General features: G+C 72.3%; 16 protein-coding genes. 7 read left to right on the forward strand and 9 right to left on the reverse strand.

What is annotated here, in order from left to right; all coding sequences use genetic code 11:
• Window positions 1–67: 67 nt before the first annotated feature.
• Window positions 68–1,666, reverse strand: a complete 1,599-nt coding sequence (locus AC07F0_RS20485) for an amino acid permease (RefSeq protein WP_478980706.1) — start codon at window positions 1,664–1,666, stop codon at window positions 68–70.
• Window positions 1,667–1,937: 271 nt separating this feature from the next.
• On the opposite strand from AC07F0_RS20485, the gene AC07F0_RS20490 reads away from it, so the two are divergent.
• Window positions 1,938–2,330, forward strand: a complete 393-nt coding sequence (locus AC07F0_RS20490; RefSeq protein ID WP_478980708.1) for a VOC family protein — start codon at window positions 1,938–1,940, stop codon at window positions 2,328–2,330.
• 467 nt (window positions 2,331–2,797) lie between these two features.
• Here AC07F0_RS20490 and AC07F0_RS20495 read toward each other — a convergent pair whose 3' ends face one another.
• Window positions 2,798–4,438: a cytochrome P450 gene (locus AC07F0_RS20495; RefSeq protein WP_478980710.1), complete on the reverse strand. Its 1,641-nt coding sequence runs from the start codon at window positions 4,436–4,438 to the stop codon at window positions 2,798–2,800.
• Between the two features lie 194 nt (window positions 4,439–4,632).
• Here AC07F0_RS20495 and AC07F0_RS20500 point away from each other — a divergent pair, with 194 nt between their 5' ends.
• Window positions 4,633–6,018: an MFS transporter gene (locus tag AC07F0_RS20500; protein ID WP_478980712.1), complete on the forward strand. Its 1,386-nt coding sequence runs from the start codon at window positions 4,633–4,635 to the stop codon at window positions 6,016–6,018.
• Window positions 6,019–6,078: 60 nt separating this feature from the next.
• Here the strand turns inward: AC07F0_RS20500 and AC07F0_RS20505 are convergent, their stop codons facing one another.
• The 4 genes from AC07F0_RS20505 to lnt form a co-directional block, all read right to left on the reverse strand.
• The gene (locus tag AC07F0_RS20505; RefSeq protein WP_478980714.1) at window positions 6,079–8,025 is read right to left on the reverse strand and encodes a helix-turn-helix domain-containing protein; all 1,947 of its coding nucleotides are present in this window, start codon (window positions 8,023–8,025) and stop codon (window positions 6,079–6,081) included.
• Window positions 8,026–8,098: 73 nt separating this feature from the next.
• Complete coding sequence (locus tag AC07F0_RS20510; protein ID WP_478980716.1) at window positions 8,099–8,899, reverse strand: 3-hydroxybutyrate dehydrogenase; 801 nt, start codon at window positions 8,897–8,899, stop codon at window positions 8,099–8,101.
• Between the two features lie 54 nt (window positions 8,900–8,953).
• Window positions 8,954–9,433: an NUDIX hydrolase gene (locus AC07F0_RS20515; protein ID WP_478980718.1), complete on the reverse strand. Its 480-nt coding sequence runs from the start codon at window positions 9,431–9,433 to the stop codon at window positions 8,954–8,956.
• 67 nt (window positions 9,434–9,500) lie between these two features.
• Entirely contained in the window at window positions 9,501–11,117 is a 1,617-nt protein-coding gene (lnt, locus tag AC07F0_RS20520; protein ID WP_478980720.1) for an apolipoprotein N-acyltransferase, read from the reverse strand.
• Between the two features lie 298 nt (window positions 11,118–11,415).
• On the opposite strand from lnt, the gene AC07F0_RS20525 reads away from it, so the two are divergent.
• Complete coding sequence (locus tag AC07F0_RS20525) at window positions 11,416–12,441, forward strand: O-antigen ligase family protein (protein ID WP_478981019.1); 1,026 nt, start codon at window positions 11,416–11,418, stop codon at window positions 12,439–12,441.
• A gap of 12 nt (window positions 12,442–12,453) precedes the next feature.
• Here AC07F0_RS20525 and AC07F0_RS20530 read toward each other — a convergent pair whose 3' ends face one another.
• Entirely contained in the window at window positions 12,454–13,008 is a 555-nt protein-coding gene (locus AC07F0_RS20530) for a hypothetical protein (protein ID WP_436728331.1), read from the reverse strand.
• A 73-nt stretch (window positions 13,009–13,081) separates the two neighbouring features.
• Window positions 13,082–13,867 carry a glutamate racemase gene (locus tag AC07F0_RS20535; RefSeq protein WP_478980722.1) on the reverse strand — a complete coding sequence of 262 codons (786 nt, stop codon included), beginning with the start codon at window positions 13,865–13,867 and terminating at the stop codon, window positions 13,082–13,084.
• A 39-nt stretch (window positions 13,868–13,906) separates the two neighbouring features.
• Between AC07F0_RS20535 and AC07F0_RS20540 the strand changes: the two genes are divergently transcribed.
• On the forward strand, window positions 13,907–15,100 hold the full coding sequence (locus tag AC07F0_RS20540) for a glycosyltransferase (RefSeq protein WP_478980724.1): 1,194 nt from the start codon (window positions 13,907–13,909) through the stop codon (window positions 15,098–15,100).
• A 28-nt stretch (window positions 15,101–15,128) separates the two neighbouring features.
• On the opposite strand, the gene AC07F0_RS20545 is transcribed toward AC07F0_RS20540, so the two are convergent.
• Entirely contained in the window at window positions 15,129–16,427 is a 1,299-nt protein-coding gene (locus AC07F0_RS20545; protein ID WP_478981021.1) for a TerD family protein, read from the reverse strand.
• 297 nt (window positions 16,428–16,724) lie between these two features.
• Between AC07F0_RS20545 and AC07F0_RS20550 the strand changes: the two genes are divergently transcribed.
• The 3 genes from AC07F0_RS20550 to AC07F0_RS20560 all read left to right on the forward strand — a co-directional run bounded on the left by AC07F0_RS20550 (window position 16,725) and on the right by AC07F0_RS20560 (window position 18,824).
• Window positions 16,725–17,153: a DUF6643 family protein gene (locus AC07F0_RS20550; protein ID WP_356929377.1), complete on the forward strand. Its 429-nt coding sequence runs from the start codon at window positions 16,725–16,727 to the stop codon at window positions 17,151–17,153.
• Window positions 17,154–17,198: 45 nt separating this feature from the next.
• Window positions 17,199–18,026 carry an MOSC domain-containing protein gene (locus AC07F0_RS20555; protein WP_478980726.1) on the forward strand — a complete coding sequence of 276 codons (828 nt, stop codon included), beginning with the start codon at window positions 17,199–17,201 and terminating at the stop codon, window positions 18,024–18,026.
• A gap of 192 nt (window positions 18,027–18,218) precedes the next feature.
• Window positions 18,219–18,824, forward strand: a complete 606-nt coding sequence (locus AC07F0_RS20560) for an Rv1733c family protein (RefSeq protein ID WP_356929378.1) — start codon at window positions 18,219–18,221, stop codon at window positions 18,822–18,824.
• Window positions 18,825–18,926 lie beyond the last annotated feature (102 nt).

Here is an 18,926-nt window from a genome sequence, read left to right on the forward strand (position 1 = left end):
TCGTGGTTACGTCGTCGGTGCGTCCGGTCGCGTCGGCTGGGCCGCCGCCGCAGGGCCGCCGAGTGGCTCAGGCGGGCTCGGCGACGGCTGCGGGCTCCTGGGCGGGCGGCTCGACGTGCGTGTGGGGTACGTGCCTCAACTCGATGCGGCGGTGCAGCCGGCGGGCGAGGAAGTAGGCGGCGCCGACGGCGAGGCTGAGCCCGATGAAGAGCAGGGCGCTCCACCGCAGCCACCACGTGCCGTCGGTCAGGTCGTAGATCTCCGGACGGGGCCAGATCAGATTGACCGTCATGCCGGCCTGGTAGAGCACGGCGAGCGTGTTGACCGCCAGGCCCCAGCGCCCCAGCGAGAACAGCGGCCGGCCCGTCTCGTCGACGCCCGCGGGGAGCCCCCGGTGCCGGATCCGGGCGACCAACTGCGGCAGCGTCACGCCCAGATAGGCCAAGTACAGCATGGCGATGCAGAGGCTGGCGAGGGCGGTGAAGATCGCCGACTGGCGGAGGTTGACCACGAGCGCGATCGCGGCACCCACGCCCACCACGACCGACGTGGTGATCGGCGTACCGGTACGGGCCGACACCTTGCCGAGGTACCGGTGGAACGGCAGGGCGCCCTCGCGGGCCATGGAGTAGATCATCCGCGCGCCGGAGGTCTGCACGGCGAGGGTGCAGGCGAACACCGCCACCGCGACACAGCACAGCAGCAGCCGGCCCAGGACGTCTCCGAGCCGGTCGGTGAGCACCCAGGAGAGACCGCCGGTGGCGAGGTTCCCGTCGGTCAGGCTGCTCGCCGCCATCAGTCCCGAGAGGATCAGCAGCGCACCGCCGACGCCCGAGAGGACCAGTGCCCGCAGGATCGTCCGGGGAGTGGTCCGGCGCGGGCTGTGTGTCTCCTCCGCCAGTTCGCCCGCCGAGTCGAAGCCGACCATGACGTACGCCGCCATCAGCGAGGACGCGAGGAAGGCCCCGAAGTAGCCGCCGTCTCCGGCCCAGCCGGTGGTGTGGGCCACCGCCTCCGGGCCCCGCTCGGGCAGGAAGAAGAGCACCAGCACCAGTGCGATCACGCCGACGATCTCGACCGCCACGCCGATGCTGGTGGCGGCGGCCATCTGGCGGATGCCGAGGATGTTCACCACAGTGGTGATCACCAGCAGGAGGCAGCCCAGGAGGACGGCGTTCTGCGCGCCGGTCGGGGAGCCGACCGACGGATCGGCGCCCGACCCGCCGACGATCTGGAAGCCGGACCAGATGCCCGGCAGCACCGCCTGCGCCGCGATCGCGGCCGCCGCGACGGTGAGGATCTGACCGATGATCATGATCCAGCCGACGAACCAGCCCGCCGTGGTGCCCGCCAGCCGGCTCGACCACTGGTAGATCGCCCCGGAGATGGGCCAGCGTGCCGCCAGTTCGGCGAAACAGAGAGCGACCAGCAGCTGGCCCGCGAAGACCAGCGGCCAGGTCCAGAAGAACGCCGCCCCACCGAGGCCGAAGCCGAGGCCGAACAGCTGGAAGACGGTGGTGAGGATCGACACGAAGGAGAAGCCCGCGGCGAACGACGCGAAGCTGCCCACCCCCCGGCGAAGTTCCTGCTGGTAGCCGACGGAAGCGGGACTGCTCGTGACGCCACCGTAGGGGCCCTGCTCAGGGGCGAGTTCAGGCCGGCCCATCGCGGCACCTCCGATCGATCAGGGGTTACCTGTCGAGTGACAGGTATTGCGATGGTGGGGTGGACGGGTCTCACGCCCGCGTCCCGGGAGTTAACTTCGTGTATCCGGCGCCACATGGGATGGCAGGGCGCCCTTGCCGTGGCGGCTGGAGGTTTCGGGGGTGAAGGGGGGCGACCATCCGGACGCTGTCTGCGTGGCGTGCGCACGGCTGGGGCGCCCGTGGTGTGCCCTGAAGTGTCAGGACGGCTCACGCACGAAGGAGACACACGGCATGTTCGGACAGTCCCAGGCTTTCAGCGGCTTCGCGGTCGACGACCTCGGCGAAGCCCGCCGGTTCTATGGTGAGACGCTCGGTCTCCAGGTGGAGGAGGCCGGGGAGGGGGACATGCGGATGCTGACGATCAAGCTCGGCAGCGGCGCGCGGGTCTTCGTCTACCCCAAGGAGACGCACACCCCTGCCACGTTCACGATCCTCAACTTCCCCGTGGACGACATCGAGGCCGCCGTCGACGAGCTGGAACGGCGCGGCGTGACCATGGAGCGCTACTCGGGATTCGATCACGACACGAAGGGCATCGTCCGGGTCGGCAACGGCGGCCCTGCCGCGATCGCGTGGTTCACCGACCCCGCCGGGAACGTCCTCTCCGTGCTCCAGGAGAACTGACCGGCCGCCCGGCCGGAGGCCGGTGACAGTTCGAGAACGGTGTCAGTGCCGAGGCCGCACCTTCTTGCCGGCATTTCCGAGCGCTACGCTGCCGCCGCACTGTCGGCCGCGATGCCCCGCCGGGCGATGTGCGCGTGCTTCTCCCGCGTCATGGGAACCGGCGCCACCATCGACTGCTGAACGCGCCGAACAGTGCGGCAGCACCCGCGGCTACGCGGGAACGCCCGCACGCCCACCCTCCCCCGTAGCCTGAGGTGCGGCAGGTCCTGCTCCGCCCAGACGCGTTTGCCGTCGCGGAGGTAGCGGACGCCCCAGCGCCGGGACATCGCGGCGACGAGTTGCGGGCCGCGTCCGCCTTCGTCGGGATGACTCGCGCGGCGGATCCCGGGGCACGCAGGTCAACGGCCGCTGCCCGGCGTTGGCACAGGGAGGGCCGCCCCGCGCATGCGGGTTGCTCGACCGACCCGTCAGCCGGCCGAGTCCGAATGGAACTCCATGGCCAAGGCGTCGGGTTTTACCGTGATGACGGCCTGGGCACGCGGTGGACGGGAGGTCACCTTGAACCGGGGCCAGATCTGGAGGACGGTCGCGAGGATGATGTGCAGCTCAACCCACGCGAAGTTCTCTCCGATGCACTTGCGGCGGCCGTCGCCGAAGGCGAGAAAGGACCCTCGGGTGGCCGCGACGCGGTCTGCCTCCCAACGGTCCGGATCGAAGGTGTCCGGGTCGGGGAAACAGGATGAGTCGTGCTGGTGCAGATAGGGACTCCACACGACATCGGCGCCCTCGGGTATGAGATGTCCGCCGAGGACGATGTCCCGGGCGGCGGTCCGCGTCACCATCCAGGACGGTCCGTATTTTCTGATGGCCTCCTGCAGAACCCGTCGGGCGTACGGGAGTTGGTCGATGTCGTCGTAGCGCAGCGGCCGGTCCTCGCACACCGAGGCCAGTTCCTCGCGAAGACGTCGTTCGACGGCGGGATTGCCGGCGATCTCGTACAGCGCCCAGGCGAGTGTGGTGCCGGTGGTCTCGATCGCGCCGGCCAGGAGGGTGATGGCCTCGTCCTGGAGTTGCCGGCGGCCGAGTTGGTCCTCGACACCGAGCAGGGTCTCGAACAGACCCTTCTGCTCCCGGCGCGCCTCGGACGCATGCGGGCATGCCTCGGCGCCGGACGCACCGTCCGCCGAAGCGGATCCGGGCGCGGTGACGTCGATGTGATGGTCGATGGCCTGGTCGATGAGGGCGCGCAGGCGGGCGACACGGTCGGCGTGCGCGCGGTTGGCGGGCAGCGGTAGCCGCGTGATCCAGGGCGGAAGGATGACCTGCCGAATCGTTCCTTTCATGATCTCGGGCATGAGGGCGGTGAACTCGCCCTCCAGGTGTGCGGGCAGGTCCGCGCCGAACACGGCGACGAGGAACGTAGCCAGGGTGATCTCGTTCATGCCGGCGAACATGTCGCGCGGCTCGGCCGCGGGCCAGGCGCCGACCATGGTCCGCACCTGATCGATCATGGCGTTGCCGCGCTCGGCGATATGCGCCCTGCTGAACATGGGCTGCATCAGACGTCGGTTGCGCAGATGAGTGTCGCCGTCGGCGACGGTCGCGACTCCATCACCGAGGAAGACCCGCAGCGCGTCGTAGTACCTGCCGCCCTTGGGGAAGTGGGCGGCGTCGGTCACCAGGACATGGCGGGTCAGTGCGGGGTCCGTGACCACGTAGGCGGGTGTGGGGCCGATGCGTATGCGCACGACCCTGCCGTATTCACGCAGCGAGGTGATGAACGGCAGGGGGTCGCGGACGAGGCGGAGTCCGTGCCCGATCAGCGGCAGTCCGCCGGGGGCCGTGGGGGTGGGGATGGGTGCCGTGGTGGGGGCGCTCATCACGCGCTCACTCCTCGTGGGGGAGGGATCAAACGCCCGAATACATGCCCATGACAGATTCTCCCGATGCACCGAGACGACGATCCGTGCGTCACATACCGGTTCTCCCTGCTCCCACACCACGACAGAAGGGGTGATCGGCGGCGTCACCGGCTCGCCGGCCTCGCCGACCACGCTCCTGCCGGCCCGGGACGACGCAGTGGGCCGCTTGCGGCTGATCGCCCGCACGACTCGGAAGAGACCACCCAGGGCATCTGGGCCGCCCGCGCCAGCAGGGCCGCGGGGACCGCGAGCCGGCATGGTGGCCACGGGCATAGCCAACCCCCGAACTATGTTGCCCCACCACATGTGCGCCTGACCTGCAAGTTTCTACCGTGTGCCGACACGTACCCGTCCCCACCGCACACGAGGAAGTGGCGCACATGGCCTCCGCAACCACCGCTCCCCCACCCTCCGCCAGCCTCAAACGCATCGTCGCTGCCAGCCTCATCGGCACCACCATCGAGTGGTACGACTTCTTCCTGTACGGCTCCGCCGCCGCGCTCGTGTTCAACAAGCTGTTCTTCCCCGACTCCGACCCGCTCGTCGGCACGCTGCTGTCGTTCCTGACATACGCGGTGGGGTTCGCAGCCCGGCCTCTCGGTGCGCTGGTGTTCGGGCACTACGGTGACCGGCTGGGGCGCAAGAAGCTGCTGGTGCTGAGTCTGCTGCTGATGGGCGGGGCCACTTTCGCGATCGGGCTGCTGCCCACGCACGCCACCATCGGGACGGCCGCGCCGGTCCTGCTCACCGTGCTCCGGCTGGTCCAGGGGTTCGCGCTCGGCGGCGAGTGGGGCGGTGCCGTGCTGCTGGTGTCGGAGCACGGGGACGCGCGGCGGCGTGGGTTCTGGGCCTCGTGGCCGCAGACGGGCGCACCGGCGGGACAACTCCTCGCGACGGGTGTGCTGTCCGTGCTGACCGCCGTGCTGTCGGACGCCGCGTTCGGCAGCTGGGGCTGGCGGATCCCGTTCCTGCTCTCCGGAGTGCTGGTGATCGTCGGTCTGTGGATTCGTCTGTCTGTCGATGAATCGCCCGTCTTCAAGCAGGCGTTGGCCCAGGCCGAGGCGCGCAAGGCGGACCGGGCCGCGGAGGCCGAGAAGCTGCCGCTGGTCGCCGTGCTGCGGCATCACTGGCGTGACGTGCTGGTCGCGATGGGGGCGCGCATGGCGGAGAACATCAGCTACTACGTCATCACGGCGTTCATCCTCGTCTACGCCACCACCTCGGCCGGCGTCTCCAAGCAGACCGCGCTCAACGCCGTACTGATCGCCTCGGCCGTGCACTTCGCCGCCATCCCGGCGTGGGGCGCGCTCTCCGACCGGATAGGCCGCCGCCCGGTGTATCTGATGGGTGCGGTCGGGGTCGGGCTGTGGATGTTCCCGTTCTTCTCGCTGATCGATACCGGCGGCTTCGGCAGCCTGCTCCTCGCCGTCACGGTGGGGCTGGTCCTGCACGGGGCGATGTACGCGCCCCAGGCCGCGTTCTTCTCCGAGATGTTCGCGACGCGGATGCGCTACTCCGGCGCGTCGATCGGCGCCCAGTTCGCCTCGGTCGCGGCGGGTGCGCCCGCGCCGCTGATCGCCACCGCGCTGCTGTCCGACTACGGCAGCTCCACGCCGATCGCCCTGTACGTCATCGCCGCCTCCGTACTCACGGTCGTCGCCGTGGCGGCGGCCAAGGAGACCCGCCACCGGGATCTGTCCGACGTCGCACCTCCCGCCGGCACGGACCGAGCCACGGTACCGGCGGCGGACGCCCGGACCCCCTGAGAAGTCCCGGCACCGGCCCCCGTGCGTGCGTCCCCGCCCGCGGGGGCCCGTCCGCGGGGGTCAGTGCTGTGCCGGCGCCGACAACCGGTGCAGCCGCAGGGCGAGTTGGATCTCCAGGGCGCGGGCCGGGCTCTGCCAGTCGTCACCGAGGAGGCGGCCGACGCGTTCCAGGCGCTGGGCGACCGTGTTCACATGGACGTGCAGTTCGTCCTTGGTGCGGGCCGGGCTCATGCCGCAGGCGAAGTACGCGTCGAGGGTGCGCAGCAGTTCGGTGCCGCGTCGCCGGTCGTACGCGACGACCTGGCCGATGGTGCGGTCGACGAAGCCGGGGATGTCGCGGTCGCCGGCCAGGAGCAGCCCCAGGAAGCCGAAGTCCTCGGCGGCTGCTCCGTCCCCGCAGCGGCCGAGGAGCCGCAGGGCGTCGAGGCAGCGCCGGGCCTCGGCGTAGGCCGTGGCCACGGCGTCGGGGCGGGTGGCGAGGTCGCCGGCGGGTGCGGAGGCGCCGACGGTGACCGGTGCGTGGACCGCTGTGCCCAGGTGCCGGGCGGCGCGGCGGGCCAGTTCGGTGGCGGTGCCGCCGGGTCCGAGGGGCAGCAGCAGGACGGTGCCGCCGTCGCGCGCGGCGGCCAGGCCCTGCCGGGTCGCGGCGAGGTGGGACGCGGCGGCGGCGAGGCGTCTGCGGGCGTCCGCCTCCTGGCCGGCGTCGGGCGCGTCGCCCTCCAGACGCGCGGCCAGCACGACATGGACCGCGTCGAGGTCGGCGTGCAGGCGGGCCGCGCGCTCCCGCAGCAGGCGCGGGTCGCGGTCGCGGGCGTCGAGCAGGTCGTCCAGGAGCTCGCCGCGGACGCGTTGTTCGGCCTCGGCGGCGGACCGGCGGGCCAGGAGCAGCAGGGAGGTGACCATGGCGGCGCGCTCCAGGGTGCGCTGGTCGACGGGGTCGAGCCCCGGGTGGCCACGCAGCACGAGCGCGCCGAGCAGTTCGCCGCCGGCGGCGACGGCCGCGATCCAGTCGTCCTCGTGCCGCACCGCGTGGCCCTCGGCACGGGACGCCTCCAGGGCCTGCCCAGGGGCCGCGGCGGCTTCGGTGAACTCGACCGTGCCGTCGAGGACTTCGGAGACGGCGGCGGCCACGTCGTGGACCCCGCCGCCGCGCAGGACGAGCTCGGCGAGCCGGTCGTGCACGTCGGAGGCGCGTTCGATGACGCCGCTGCGGTCCTGGATGATCTCGTTGGCCCGCTCCAGACCGGCGAGGGCCGACCTGGTCTCGGCGAGCAGGTTGGCGGTGTCGATGGCGGCCGCGGCGAGGGCGGCGAAGGAGCCGAGCAGGGCGATCTGCTCCCGCTCGAAGACCCGGGCGCGGCGGTCCGCGGCGAACAGCACACCGATGACGTGGTGCCCGAGCGTGAGCGGCACACCGAGGATGGCCACGAGCCCCTCGTCCCGCACGCCGGCGTCGATGGTGAGGGTGTGCTGGAACCGGTCGTCCTTGAAGTAGTCGTCGGTGACATAAGGGCGTGCGGTCTGTGCGACCAGGCCGCCGAGCCCCTCCCCCATGCCGAGCCGCAGCTGCTGGAACCGGGCCGCGACCGAGCCCTCGGTGACCCGCATGTAGGTGTCGCCCCGCGCCGGGTCGTTCAGGCTGAGGTAGGCGACGTCGGTGCCCAGCAGCGAGCGGGCGCGCTGCACGATCGCCTGGAGTACGGCGTCCAGATCGCGCAGCCCGGCCAGGTCGTGGGCGGTCTCGAACAGCGCGGACAGCTCGGCCTCGCGGCGGCGTCGCCCCTCCAGTTCCTCGCGCACGCGCAGGGCGAGCGGCTTGGCCTGCTGCAGTGCGGCGATCCACTCCGCCGGGCGCCCTTCGGCGCGGGCGAGCAGCACCGGCTGCTCGTAGGCGTCGGCGGACGCGCCGCGGGCCAGGAGCTCGAGATACGGCGTCTCCGCGGCGGCCGGTGGCGGTGGGGCGAGGCCGGCGGAGCGCTCGGCCGGCTGCACGTGATCGCTGGGCATGCTCACAGGATTCACCATGACCGGGCCGTCCCGTCAGCCCTGTGGACAACTCCGGACCGACGAGGCCACAGGCTCAGTGGGCGGTCCAGCCGCCGTCGAGCAGGAGTGAGGTACCGGTCACGAAGGACGCCTGCGGACCGCACAGATACGCCACGGCCTCGGCGACCTCCTCCGGCTCGATGAGCCGCTTGACGGCACTGTCCTGGAGCAGCACCTCGGACAGGACACGCTCCTCGGGGATGCCGTGCGCCCGGGCCTGGTCGGCGAGCTGTTTCTCGACCAGTGGGGTGCGCACATAGGCGGGGTTCACACAGTTCGAGGTGACACCGTGGGACGCGCCTTCGAGGGCGGTGGTTTTGGAGAGTCCCTCCAGCCCGTGTTTGGCGGCCACATAGGCCGACTTGTAGGCCGAGGCGCGCAGCCCATGGACGGACGACACGTTCACGATGCGGCCCCAGCCCTGTCCGTACATGTGGGGCAGGGCGCCGCGGATGAGCCGGAAGGGTGCCTCCAGCATCACGGTGAGCACCGTGTGGAAGACATCGGGCGGGAACTCCTCGATGGGGCGTACGAGCTGGAGCCCGGCGTTGTTGACGAGGACGTCGGTGCCCGCGGCGGCGAGTTCGGCGGCGTCCAGGTCGGTGAGGTCGAGGACGTACGGTTCGACGGTGCCCGCGAGGTCGCGGCCCTGGCCGGCGAGCGCCTCCAGTCCCGCGGCGTCCCGGTCGACCGCTCTGACCTTCGCCCCGGCGGCCGCGAGCCGCAGCGCGCAGGCGCGGCCGATGCCGCCGGCGGCGCCGGTGACGAGCGCGGTGCGGCCGCCGAGGTCGAGCGGCAAGGCGTGGAGTGCCGGAAGGAGAGGGGTCGCGGTCATGCCTCGACCCTAGGCAGCACGACTGCCGCGCCCCATGTGGTCACGCCCTACAGTTCAGCTGGATGCAGTGGGGTCGAACCATGTGGGGGCGTCCGACAGGGCCTGCTTGATCCGGAACAGCCCGAACTCGTTCAGCTCGGGCAGGGCGTCGATGTCGAACCAGCCCACGTCCAGCGACTCGTCGTCGTTGACCTGTGCCTCGCCGTCGACGGCCCGGCAGCGGATGGTGATGTCCATGTACTGGCAGATGTCGCCGTTGTCGTAGGTGACGGGATCCAGGGCCTGGACGAGGACGACCCGTTCGGCGACACAGTGCACGGCCGTCTCCTCGTGGACCTCCCGCACGGCGCAGGCCGCGGGCTGCTCCCCCGGGTCCGGGATGCCCCCGATCACGGACCACTTGCGCGTGTCGGCCCGGCGGTTGAGCAGCACTCTGCCCTCGTCGTCGAAGACGAGGGCGGTGACACCGGGAAGCCAGAGCAACTGGTGACCGGCCGAGGCGCGGAGGGTGCGGATGAAGTCGGGAGTAGCCATGGCCCGACCCTAATCGGCGAGTTGCGGCGCCCCGGCGGGTTTCAGGACGTGTGCGACCGGCGTACGGCTACACGTCACCGGCACGTCGCCCGCGCAGACCGGCGCCGACGGCCCAGCCCAGTCCGCCGGCCGCGACCAGCACGAGGGCGATCTCCGGCAGGACGCCGAGCTGGGTGGCGGGCGTCTGCGAGGAGCGCAGCGGCACCTTCTGCACCAGTGAGTCGGGGACGAACATGCCGGTCTTCTGCGTGATCCTGCCGTCGGGCATGATGAAGGCGCTGACACCGCTGGTCACCGGCACCACCACGGTCCGGCTGTGCTCGACCGCGCGGACGCGGGACATGGCGAGCTGCTGGTAGGTCATCTCGCTGCGGTCGAAGGTGGCGTTGTTGCTCGGCACGGAGATCATCTGGGCGCCGTCGGTGACCTCGGAGCGCACGGTCCAGTCGAAGGCGGCCTCGTAGCAGGTGACGAGGCCGACCTTGGCGCCGTCCATGGTGAACACACCCGGCTTGGTGCCCCGGCTGAAGTCCTGGCGGGCCATCTCCGTCCAGTCCTTGTTGATCGCCCCGACGAGCCCGCGCAGGGGGAGGTACTCGCCGAACGGCTGGATCTGCCGCTTGTCGTAGGTGTCGACGGGGCCCTTCGCCGGGTCCCACAGGATCTGTTCGTTGTAGAGCTTGCCGTCCCGCTCCACGACGCCGCCGACCGAGATGGGCACGCCGACGGCCTTGGCCGCCGTGTCGATCACGGCGCGGGCGTCGGGGTTGGCGAACGGATCGACGTCGGAGGAGTTCTCCGGCCACAGCACGAAGTCGGGCCGTGCGACCTTGCCGGCCTTGACCTTCGCGGCCAGGCGTTCCGTCTCGCGCGCGTGGTTGTCGAGCACGGCCCGCCGCTGGGCGTTGAACTCCAGCCCCGCCCGCGGCACGTTGCCCTGGATCGCCGCGACGGTCACGCTGCCGTCCTCGGCCTTGTCGCTGACCAGCGGGCGGGCCGCCACGGCCGCCACGACCGGCACGGCCAGGCTCACCAGGCCCATGGCCGCCGCGGCCCGGCGCACGGTTCCGGTGCGCCGCCACACCACGGCCAGGCGGACGACCTCGTACAGTCCGAAGCCGCACAGGACCACCGCGAAGCCGAGCACCGGGGTGCCGCCCACCGCGGCGAGCGGCAGGAACACACCGTCCGCCTGCCCGAACGCGATCTTTCCCCAGGGGAAGCCCTCGAACGGCACGCGCGCGCGTGCCGCCTCACCGGCGATCCACACAGCGGCCGCCCACACCGGCCATCCGGGCAGCTTCGACACGGCGGCGACACCGGCACCGACCAGCGCGACGAAGATCGCCTCGATCGCCACGAGGGCGAGCCAGGGGCCCGGTCCGACCTCCACTCCGGTCCACACCAGCAGCGGCAGCAGGAAGCCGAGGCCGAAGAGGTAGCCGAGGCCGAACCCCGCCTTCCAACCGCGGCCGCGCAGCACCCAGCCGAAGATCGCGAAGGCCGGCAGGGCCAGCCACCACAGGGTGCGGGGCGGGAAGCTGACGTAGAGGAGCAGGCCGGAGAGCGCGGCTGCGGCGGCCGGGAGGAGGCGTATGAGCCGCCGGGCCCAGGTCCGCGCCTCAGGCGCGATCTGCGGCTCCAGCTGGTCCGACTCGCCGACGGAGGTTGCGGTGACGGTCACTCCCGGAGTGTAAGGCGAGCGACCTTGACACCGACAGCGCGGTCCACGAGGCGGCGGCGGTCACAGCGTCACCGGGTATCTGCCGCAACGTTCCTTCTCATTTCGTCACGACACATCCACAAACCGTCCACCAGCGGCTACGGTGTGCCGAAACCTCAGTCGTGCGGCCGGTGGCGGCCCGCGCGGCCGGGGTCTTCACAGGTCGGGGGCGACGTGGCACGGGGGGCGGGGCGGGGTGGGATCCAGTGGGCTGACGTCCGCGTCCGGGCAGGACACGGACGGTGAGAGACGAATCGTCGTGGACGGGGCCGGCGTCGTGGTGCTGGGAGCCTGCGCCGGCTGGTCCCTGGTCACGGCTGCGCTGCACGACGGCCGCCCGGAGGGCGTGCTGCTCGCGGTGCTGGCCGTGGCGGCCGGGTACGCCGCCGGGCGGATCGGCGGGGCGTTGCTGCCGGTCGGCGCACCCGGCGCCGGATCCCTGGCCGGTCTCGGGCTGACCGTGGCAATTCCGCACCTCGCGCCGGGGCCGCAGATCACCACACCTCTGGGGCATGCCGGGGCGACGGCTGCCGTGCTGACGCTGTCGGCCGGTGCCGCGTGCTGCGCGGCCTGGGCCGCTCGCGTTCCGGCCGTGCGGTTCGCCCTGCGGCTGCAGGCCGCCGGTGCCGCGGTGCTGGCGGCCGTGCTCGGCTCGGGCACCGGATGCGTCGCCTGTGTCGCGGTGCTGTTGTGCTCGCTGGCCGCCGGCCGCACCCGTCGCCGCGGCGCGGGCCTCGCGGCACTGGGCGCGGTCGCCGTCCTGGTGACCGGTCTGACGTGGGCGGTCGCGGCGCGGGCCGTACCGGGTGGGCTGATGGCCGCCCTCGAAGAGCGGCTGACACCGCACCGCGTGCGGCTCTGGCAGGACGCCTGGCATCTGCTGCGCGACGACACCGCCCTGGGCCTCGGCCCGGGGCGCTTCGGGGAGCTGGGCGCGACGTCCGCGCAGTCACTGCTGTCCGACGGCAAGCCCCATTCGGCATCCCTCCAGCAGGCGGCCGAACAGGGAATGGTGGGTGTGGCCCTGCTGGCGGCGGCGTTCGGCTGGGTGCTGTACGCGCTGTGGCGCAGCCCGCGCCCGACTCCGGTGGCGCTCACCGCGGGCGCGGCCCTGACGGCGCTCGCGGTCATCGCCGCGTTCGGCAACGCGCTCAGCTTCACCGCGGTGTCGGTGGGTGCGGGCCTGCTGGCGGGCATGGCCACGGCACGGCCGCTCACCGACGACCTCTCGAGCCGCACACCGGAAGCACGTTCCCAGGGCGCCGGACGCACCCCGGCGTGGTGACCGGACGCCTGCTCAGTGCGCGGGGGCGCCCGGCTTGGTCCGCCCCAGCCGCGCCTTGATCACCTGTACGGCCGCCTCCGCGTCGTCCACGGTGATCGTGAAGGTGTGTCCGTCCCACAGCTCCAGCACGACGCCCTCACCCCGCCGCACGACCACCGCGGTGCCCTTCTCCGGCCGCCATCGATAGCCCCAGCCGCCCCAGTGGCGGGGAGTGACGTGCGAGATGTACGTGGCGCCCGCCACCTGGGAGAGCGGGATACGGCGACGGGGCAGTCCGATGTGGCCGCAGCGCACTTCGAGGTGCTCCTCGTCGACCCGCAGGGCGACGTGCACGAAGGCGAGTGTTCCGAACAGGACCAGCAGCCCGGCGGCGATGCAGCCGACCACGGCCATGGCCAGCGGGGCGATGCCGGACGTCCAGGCCGAGTCGACGGCCAGTTCGATGCCCAGCGCCATGCAGGCGGCGCCGATGAGCGCAAGCAGCCACTGGACGCGGTTGGTGGCCCGGCCGGTCCAGACGTCGGTGTGCGCGTGGGGAGCGTGCTCGCCGTGGAGGTGGTCCCTCATGCCTATGAGGTTACTCAGGTTTCGCTCCGCTGGTACCTCGTGGCGGAGCGTTACTGCGCCGGCCGGGCGGTGGTCAGCCGGCCGGTGTGACCGCCTGCAGCAGCCGCCCTTCGGCGTAGGCCAGGGCGGGTGCGGGCAGCGCACCCTCGCGTCCGCTCAGCAGGACGGTCAGGGTGCCGTGGGGCGCGGCCCCCGGCGCGGGCTGCTCACCGAGTCGGCGCAGGGCCTGCGCGGCCACGGCGCCCGCGGAGCCGTGCAGGACGAGGGGCGGCCGGCCCGGGCGCTGGACGGCGGCCCGGATGCGCTCGGCGACCAGCTCATAGTGAGTGCAGCCCAGGACGACGGTGGTCACCGTGTCGGGGGTCAGTGCGGCGGCCGCGGACACGGCGGCGTCGATCGCGGCCTCGTCCGCGCGTTCGACGGCCTCGGCGAGGCCCCAGCAGGGCACCTCGGTGACGGGGACCCCGTCGGCGAAGTCCCGGATCAGGGTCCGCTGGTACGTGCTGCCGGTCGTGGCCGGGGTGGCCCAGATGGCGAGGTGTCCGCCGCCGGCCGCGGCCGGCTTGATCGCCGGGACGGTACCGATGACCGGAAGTCCCGGCTCGAGGCGGGCGCGCAGGGCGGTGAGCGCGTGCACGGTCGCGGTGTTGCAGCCGACGATCAGGGCGTCGGGGCGGCGCGCGGCTGCCGCCTCGGCGACGGCCAGGGCGCGCTCGGTCAGGTCTTGCGAGGTCCGCGGGCCCCACGGCATGCCGTCGGGGTCCAGGGAGAGTACGAGATCGGCGTCGGGGCGCAGCCGCCGCACCGCGGCGGTGGCCGCCAGCAGACCGATTCCGGAGTCCATGAGCGCGATCTTCACCCGATCACGATAGACGATGAGCGGTCCCGGGCCGTTCCGGTGGGGCAGACTGCGCGCGTGAGCGCCATTGTGTGGACTGCCGCTGGATCGCTTCTCGCCTGGCTGTGGCTGCTGCTCTGTCAGGGCTTCTTCTGGCGCACGGATGTGCGACTGCCGTCGCGCCGGGAACCGGACGCCTGGCCGTCCGTGTGCGTCGTCGTCCCGGCCCGCGACGAGGCGGCGGTGCTGCCCGACGCGCTGCCGTCGCTGCTCGGGCAGGACTATCCGGGGCGGGCGGAGATCTTCCTCGTCGACGACGGCAGTACGGACGGCACCGGTGACCTGGCGCGTGAACTGGCGCGCCGGCACGGCGGGCTGCCCCTGACGGTGGGCTCGCCGGGCGAGCCGCCCAGCGGCTGGACCGGCAAGCTGTGGGCGGTGCGGCACGGCATCGGCCTGGCACGCGCGCGTGACCCCGAGTACCTGTTGCTGACGGACGCCGACATCGCGCACGCGCCGGACAGCCTGCGGGAGCTGGTGGCGGCGGCCGGTGCGGGTGGGTTCGACGTCGTCTCGCAGATGGCCCGGCTGCGCGTGGAGAGCGCGTGGGAGCGGCTCGTCGTGCCGGCCTTCGTCTATTTCTTCGCGCAGCTCTACCCCTTCCGCCGGATCGGCAAGGAGGGGACCCGGACGGCGGCCGCGGCCGGTGGCTGCGTCCTGCTGCGGGCGGAGGCCGCCGGACGGGCGCGGATCCCGGACGCGATCCGGCACGCCGTGATCGACGACGTGGCCCTCGCGCGGGCGGTGAAGGGCAGCGGCGGCCGTGTCTGGCTGGGGCTGGCCGACCGGGTGGACAGCGTCCGGCCGTATCCGCGGCTGGGCGACCTGTGGCGGATGGTGTCGCGCAGCGCCTATGCCCAGCTGCGGCACAACCCTCTGCTGCTGGCCGGGACGGTCGCCGGGCTGGCGCTGGTGTATCTGGTGCCGCCCGTGGCGCTCATGGCCGGGCTGGCGACGGGGAACGCGGCGGCAGCGGTCACCGGAGCGTCGGCCTGGCTCGTGATGACGGGGACGTACGTCCCGATGCTGCGCTACTACCGGCAGCCGCTGTGGCTCGCTCCCCTGCTGCCGTTCACCGCGTTCCTCTATCTCCTCATGACGGCCGACTCGGCGGTGCAGCACTACCGGGGACGCGGCGCGGCCTGGAAGGGCCGCACCTACGCCCGTCCGGACGCCGTGCCCGAGGAGGGCTGACGGCCGCGGTCACGGCCGCCGGGGTGAGTCACTTCCTGCCGGGGGTCCAGTTCATGCCCCACCCGTAGGCGTAGTCGACGGTCCGCTGCGGGCTCACCCCGCGCTCGGGCACGAGGTAGCGCGCCTCGCGCTGTACGACGAGGTCGGTGCCCGTGTTGGTGATGAGGGCGAGCGCACACACCGGCGAGGGGACGGTGCACTCGTCGAGGAAGAACTCGACGGGGGCGCCGTGCTGCGGCTGGAGGGTGACGGTGGCGTTCAGGTCGGCGAACGAGCGGGCGCCTTCGTAGATGGTGACGAAGACGAGGATGCGCCGGAAGGCGTTCTTGTGGTCGAGATTGACGGTGAGGTTCTCGCCGGTCGACACGGCGCCGGTGCGGTCGTCGCCGTCGAGGTGGATGTACGGGGGCTGGTGCAGCGCCCCGAAGGCGTTGCCGAGGGCCTGTACGACGCCCTTGCTGCCGTCGGTGAGTTCGTACAGCGCGCACAGGTCGAGGTCGAGGTCGGAGTGCATCGCGGCCGGGCGGCCGAACTTGCTGCTCCAGCCCGAGAACTGCTTGCGCACCTGCCAGTTGAGGTTCACGTGCAGGGCGCCGGAGGTGCCGCCCTGCTTGGTGAGCGACACGGAGGGGGCGGCCTTGGTGAGCGTCACCTTGGTGAGACGGACGGGTGCGGGCGGGGCCGCCGGGGGCGCGGCCGGCGGAGGCGGGGCCGCCGGCCGGGTGGGCGGCGGGGGCGTGTACGCCGAGGGCGCGGCCACGGGCGGCACGGGAGCCGGAGTCGGTGTCGCTGTCGGGGCCGCCTGCTGAGGTTCGTCGACCGTGATGCCGTAGTCCGTGGCCAGTCCTTCGAGTCCGCTGCTGTAGCCCTGGCCGACGGCGCGGAACTTCCAGGCGCCCTGGCGGCGGTAGAACTCGCCCAGTACGAAAGCGGTTTCGGTGGTGGCGCCCGGGTTGTCGAAACGGGCGACCGGCGTTCCCCGCGTGATGTCCTGGACCTCGATGTACAGCCCCGGGACCTGCCCGAACGCACCGCCGTCGGACGAGGCAGCGAGGACGATCGTCTCGATCTCGGGCTCCACGCGCGTGAGGTCGACGAGGAGCGTGTCGGTCACCCGGCCCTCGGCGGTCCGCTTGCCCTCGTGCCGGATCGCGCCGGAGGAGTGCGCGGGCTGGTTGTAGAAGACGAAGTCCGCGTCCGAGCGGACCTTTCCGCTTACCAGCAGCAAAGCTGAGGCGTCGGCGTCGGGCACCCCCGGGCCGGCCCGCCAGCCCAATTCCACGCGCAGCGCCGAGGTGGGCACCGGAGTATTTGAACCTTTCAACATTTGCATGTCCGCCCCCATTTGCGTGTCACCGCGCCAGGGCCATCCCGGCCGTCCGTCGAGTTCCGTCCGCACAACCTATTCCTCCCCGCGGCGAACTCCCATGCACCGCCACCGGCAGACCGGTGGCCAACTCCTGGTAACCCGCCCGGAACTCGGCCTTTACACGATCGGAGCCTTGTTCGACGCCCCTTTTTGCCACGTTCGCTCGCATTGGGGATACCGGGTCACTGCGGACACGGAAAACAACCCTCTTATCGGTCTCCCCAATCAGCACATCGTGGGCTTAACTTATGTGCCATGACCTCCCCCCGCTCCACCTATGGCGGCGGCTACTACTCCGCCTCCTTCCCGGACACCCCGATCTACGACAAGCTCGTCGCCGAGCGGGGCACCCCGCAGATCGCCCCGATCCGGGTCCCCGCTCAGTACGACACGCCGGGCGGCAGCCTGCCCGCCCTCCCGTCGGCGCTGCCCGCTCTTCCGGCAGCCCCGTCGCAGCCCGCCTACGGTTATCCGCAGGCACAGCAACCCGCCCCGCTCCAGCAGGCGCCCGCGGCGTACATCCCGCAGCAGGCCACCGCACCGCGCGGTTACCCCGGCCCCCAGCCGCAGCAGCCGCGCCCGGCGGCACCCGCGGGCTACGAGGCGATGCGCCCCGCGGCTCCCCGGCCCGCCCAGGCTCCCTATCAGGACCCGTACAACAACCAGCAGTACCGCGGCTACTGATCCGCCCGCCCGGGGGCTGTCGGTGCCGGCTGGCACGATGGCCCCATGGGGAACGCACATCTGCACTCGATCCACGTCCATCCGGTCAAAGCGGTCCGGGGCCTCGCGCCCCGGGAGGCCGCCGTGGAGCCCTGGGGGCTGGCCGGAGACCGGCGCTGGGTGCTGATCGACGACGGGGGAAAGGTCCTCACGCAGCGTCGGGAGCCGCGCCTCGCACTGGCCGCCGCCGAGCTTCTGCCGGACGGCGGCGTCCGGCTGTCCGCACCCGGCATGGAGCCCCTGACGGTGAGCGTCCCACAGTCGTCGGGCACGGTGCCGGTGGAGATCTTCCGCGACAAGGTCGACGCGGTCCCCGCCGAGGACGAGGCCGCGCACGCCTGGTGCAGCGCCTATCTCGGCATCGGCGTGCGCGTCGCGTACATGGACGACCCGGCCACGCGCCGGCCCGTCGACCCGGAGTACGCGCGTCCCGGCGAGACCGTCTCCTTCGCCGACGGCTTTCCGCTGCTGCTCACCACCACGGCCTCCCTCGACGCCCTCAACGCCCTTGTCGCGCAAGGTGACCACGCGGACGAGGGCCCGCTGCCCATGAACCGTTTCCGGCCGAGCGTGGTCGTGGCGGGCACCACCGCCTGGGCCGAGGACGACTGGTCGCGTCTCGCCATCGGGGAGGTGTCCTTCCGCGTCGCCAAGACCTGCGGCCGGTGCGTGGTGACCACCACCGACCAGGGCACGGGCGAGCGCGGCCGGGAGCCCCTGTACAGCCTGGGACGGCATCGGCGGCTCGACGGCAAGCTGGTCTTCGGGCAGAACCTGGTGCCCCTGTCCCGGGGCACGATCCGGGTCGGCGATCCGGTCACCGTCCTCGAGTAGCCGGGGGCGGCCATCGCCGCCCCCGAGCGGGAACCGCCCCCGAGCGGGAACCGCCCCAGACGCCCAGGCGTTGGGCTTGTGTGAGAAGTTCATGAGAGTCGCCGGTGAGAGGTGATTTCGCTCTCTCTTCGCCCGGTCGGCGCGTGGACGGCTCCGCCGGGGGTTATCACGGAGCGGAAGGGGGTGCAGGCGGTGCGAGCGATCAGCGGACTCTGGCGCTGGCGGCGCAACCCGCTGTGCCGCGCCACCGATCTGGCCGAGGCCTGGGTGGCGCTGGCGGCCCTGGTGCTGATCCTGCTGGCCGCCCCGGTGGCCGGTTCCCTCGTCGGGGGCGCCGCCCAGGACGCCCTTCAGCGCTCCGTCCGCGAGCAGCACCAAGCGCGGCACCTGGTGACGGCCACAGTGGTCCGCAAGCTCGACCGCTCCCCGCTGGACGCCGACCCGGAGACGTCCACGGGCCGGGATCTGCGCACCCGCGTCCTCGCCGACTGGACGGCACCGGACGGCACCGCGCGCCACGGCTCGGTGCTGGCGAGCCTCAAGGACCCGCAGCAGGGCGACGAGTTCCGGATATGGACCGACCGGCACGGCCGGATGGTGGCCCGTCCCCTCGACTCCGCGACGGCGTCGACGCACGCGGTCCTCGCCGGTTTCGGCGCGGCCCTGGCGGCCGGAGGTCTCATAGAGGGCGGCAGACGGCTGATCGTCTGGCGCATGGTCCGCCGCCGGTACGCCCGTTGGGACCAGGCATGGGACAAGGCGGGCCCGGACTGGGGCAGGACGGGCACCGGCAGCTGACAGCCTTCCGGCTCTGGTCAACCCACCACCCGCGCGCACGCTACGGTGGTCCGGCCGAACCGTTCGGCACAACCCGCGCGCGAGCGAGCAGGAAGGGCGCGC

Source organism: Streptomyces sp. NPDC045955 (assembly GCF_056430805.1).